Source organism: Rhodopirellula maiorica SM1 (assembly GCF_000346295.1).
Taxonomy (GTDB): domain Bacteria; phylum Planctomycetota; class Planctomycetia; order Pirellulales; family Pirellulaceae; genus Novipirellula; species Novipirellula maiorica.
Genome location: NZ_ANOG01000722.1, coordinates 1 through 3,756 on the forward strand (window position 1 = coordinate 1; position 3,756 = coordinate 3,756).

General features: G+C 53.6%; 1 protein-coding gene. It reads left to right on the plus strand.

Features of this window, described 5'->3' with window-relative positions:
• Window positions 1-684: 684 nt before the first annotated feature.
• On the plus strand, window positions 685-3,756 hold a 3,072-nt coding region (gene rpoB / locus RMSM_RS23400), incomplete at its 3' end, for a DNA-directed RNA polymerase subunit beta (RefSeq protein WP_040769148.1).

A 3,756-nucleotide genomic window follows, 5' to 3' on the forward strand; every position in this document is an offset into this window, starting at 1 on the left:
GTTACAGGTTGTTTGTGGCGAAGCCAGACGCCTCCGGCCCGGCCGCCTGTTGGATCGCGAGGGAGGAGCCCGTTTGTTGGGGGGGACGCGTTCGAGGGCGACAGCGGGCCTGCAGACCGGAACGATCGCGTCCTTGATCGCTTTTTCTTGCCGAATTCATAATCAAAAAACGCGGTTTTCGTTACCCGCCCCCGCCGCGATGCATTGGCTCGAGCCGCGATGCCAAATCGTCACAAGCTGATGCTGTAAAACGGTTTAGCGGCATTATTCGGGTTGGTCGTGGGCCGGGCCAGCTTGCGTAGCATTATTCGGGCCAAAAAGATCGACTTGCCCTTTTCGGATTTTGAGCGATCTGTTAGGGTTTGAGGGTGATCACCGGTGTAATTGTTGCGTTTTGCGTCCAAATCTTTCCGCTTGACCGTTTTTCTGGGAATGTTGGCCCACAGAGACGGCGAATTCTCTTCATCCATCCTCGATGTTTTCTCGGGCTGATGGTTTGCGCTAAACGTACTGATGCACACCGGCAGTCGCCTTTTGCAACTGTTCCAACTCGCGTTACCCAAAAGCATTCGCTTGGCACTGCGATTGTTTGTTCAGTTCAATCGAACCGTTTGATTGAAAAGCGCCTCTGCTACCTCACTCGCGCCCGCCAAATATTGGCCTCCTAAGGAGCTTTCACCGAAGATGGCAACTACGACCATGCGTCGCCTCGAACCTACTAGCGTTCGACACTTTGGAACTGGACTTTCCACTTTTGAACTACCTGACCTGACCGCCCTGCAAACCGTGTCGTACGCGGCGTTCCTGCAAGAGGATCGTGAGCCACTGAATCGGGAAGATGAAGGGCTGGAAAGTGTGTTGCGCGAGATCTTTCCTATCTCAAGTTATGACGGCAACATCACGCTGGAGTATCTTTACTACGAACTAGGCAAGCCACGCTATACCAGTCAGGAATGTCGCCAGCTTCGTTTGACCTATGGCCGGCCGCTGCGGATTTGGTTGCGTCTAAATCGTGAAGAGCCTGTCGAAGAAGAGGTTTATCTGGGCGACCTGCCAATCATGATGGGCGGTGGCGAGTTCATTATTAACGGTGCCGAGCGTGTCGTTGTTTCGCAGTTGCATCGTAGCCCCGGTGTCGACTTTGTGCTCGAGCAAGACACCACGACCGATCGCAAGTTGCCAAGCTGCCGCGTGATCCCCGAGCGTGGTTCGTGGATCGAAGTCAATGTGACCAAGAAAGACGCGCTGACGGTCCGTATTGACCAAAGTGGTAAATTTGCTGCGACCACCTTGCTGCGTGCAATGGATCCTCGCTATTCGACCGACGCCGATCTGTTGGCGGCGTTCTACGAAACGAGCGAGTACAAGATCAGCGGTGGCAAGAGCGCTGCGAAAATCGAAGGCAAAATCGCAGTCGATGACGTGATTTACCCCAGCGATTCGGATCGCGCGGGCGAAATTATCGTCGAAGCAGGGCACAAAGTCACCAAGGAAGTTGCCGAGACGATCTGCACCGCTGGCGTCACCAGTATCGAGTGCATGGAATCGCCCAAGATTCCGTTGATTTTCAATACGTTGATGGAAGACAATACGGCAAGCCACGAAGAAGCGTTGCTTCGTATCTACCAACGTCTTCGTCCCGGTAATCCGCCGCAACTGGAAAAGGCTCGCACCTTGTTCCAGGAAAAATTCTTTGACGAAAACCGATACCGTTTGGGCAAGGTCGGGCGTTTCCGACTGAACCGCAAACTTGAACTCGGCGTCGATGAAGACATTATGACGCTTCGCCCCGACGACATGATCGCGGCGATCAAGTACTTGATCAATCTGTTCGATCCCGACAGTGGCGCGGAAATCGACGATATTGACCACCTCGGCAATCGTCGTTTGCGAACCATCGACGAATTGGCGAGCGAAGAACTGCGTAAGGGGTTCTTGAAACTGCGTCGTACCGTTCAAGAGCGAATGAGTATCAAAGATGCTCAGGACATGTCGCCTCGTTCGTTGATCAATCCGAAAAGTGTTTCTGCGGCGATCGATTACTTCTTCGGTCGTGGTGAGCTTTCGCAGGTGGTTGACCAGACGAACCCGTTGAGCCAATTGGCACACGAACGTCGCTTGTCGGCTCTCGGTCCGGGTGGTTTGAACCGTAAACGTGCAGGCTTTGAAGTTCGTGACGTCCACATTTCTCACTATGGTCGTATCTGCCCGATTGAGACCCCTGAAGGTACCAATATTGGTCTGATTAGCTCGCTGGCGATTTACGCCGGTGTAGACAGCTATGGCTTCCTGGTCACGCCTTATCGTTTGATCAAAGACGGCAAGGTGGTCGATCAAGTTGTATGGTTGCGAGCGGACGAAGAAAGCGAATCTTATGTCGCTCCGGCGGATACCGAAATCGTCGACGGGGCGCTTGTGCCTGGGCCGAACATGATCGCTCGTTTCCGTAGCGACTTTGAAATCGTTCAGCCTGAGCAAGTCGATTACATGGACGTTGCACCGAGCCAGATGGTGGGTGTTTCGGCCGGTTTGATTCCGTTCCTCGAGCACGATGATGCAAACCGTGCGTTGATGGGATCGAACATGCAGCGGCAAGCGGTGCCGTTGTTGGTTGCCGAGCCGCCGATCGTCGGTACCGGCGTCGAACGCGAAGTCGCACGCAACAGTGCGATGGTCGTGCGAGCACGTCGTGCGGGTAAGGTCACCTACGCGGATTCGACTCGCATCGAAATTGGCAGCGATCACTATGACCTGAAGAAATATCAGGGGCTGAACGAACGCACCTGTTTGAACCAGAAACCGATCGTCAGTATCGGTGACAAGGTCGAGCAAAATCAAATCATTGCCGACGGGGCCGCGACCCGTAACGGTGAATTGGCTCTAGGCCGTAACGTCTTGGTCGGCTTTATGTCGTTTGACGGATTCAACTACGAAGACGCGATCATTATCAGCGAAGAATTGGTTCGCAACGATACTTACACGTCGATCCACATCGAAGATTTTGATGTGGAAATTCGCGAAACCAAACTCGGCCGCGAAGAGTTCACTCGCGATATTCCCAACGTTTCGGAAAAAGCACTGCGGAACCTCGATGACTCGGGGATTGTCAACGTCGGTACTTATGTCAAACCAGGCGATATTCTGGTCGGTAAAGTAAGTCCGAAGAGCAAGACCGAGTTGACGCCCGAGGAAAAACTGTTGCACGCGATCTTTGGTCGTGCGGGCGAAGACGTCAAGAACGATTCGTTGGAAGTGCCTTCGGGCATCGAAGGCATCGTGATCGACACGCAGAAGTTCTCACGCCGCATGAGCTTGTCTGAAGATGAACGAAAGATCTTCGAAGCGGAATTGAAGGCCGTCGAGAGCGAAGGAAATGCCGAAGTCGCCAGCACCTTTGAGTCGCTCGTTCGCGAAATGGAAGAAGTCGCCGGTGTGAAGCTCAAGGACGCGACGGGCACTCCGCTGGCTGATGGTCAAGATCCAAAATTTGTTGCCGAGCGTGCCACGTCGTTCCGCTTGGACCATATCTTGGACCAGGTCAAAGACGAAGCGAAGAAGAAGGACGTCGAAAACGTTCACGCTCAACAGTGGTCGAACGTGGAAACGGCGATCGACGCGCGTGACCGTAAATTGAACAGCATGAAACGTGGTGACGAACTACGCAGTGGTGTTCTGCAAATGGTCAAGGTTTACATCGCGACCAAACGAGTGATCAGCGTCGGTGACAAGATGGCCGGTCGCCACGGTAACAAGGGT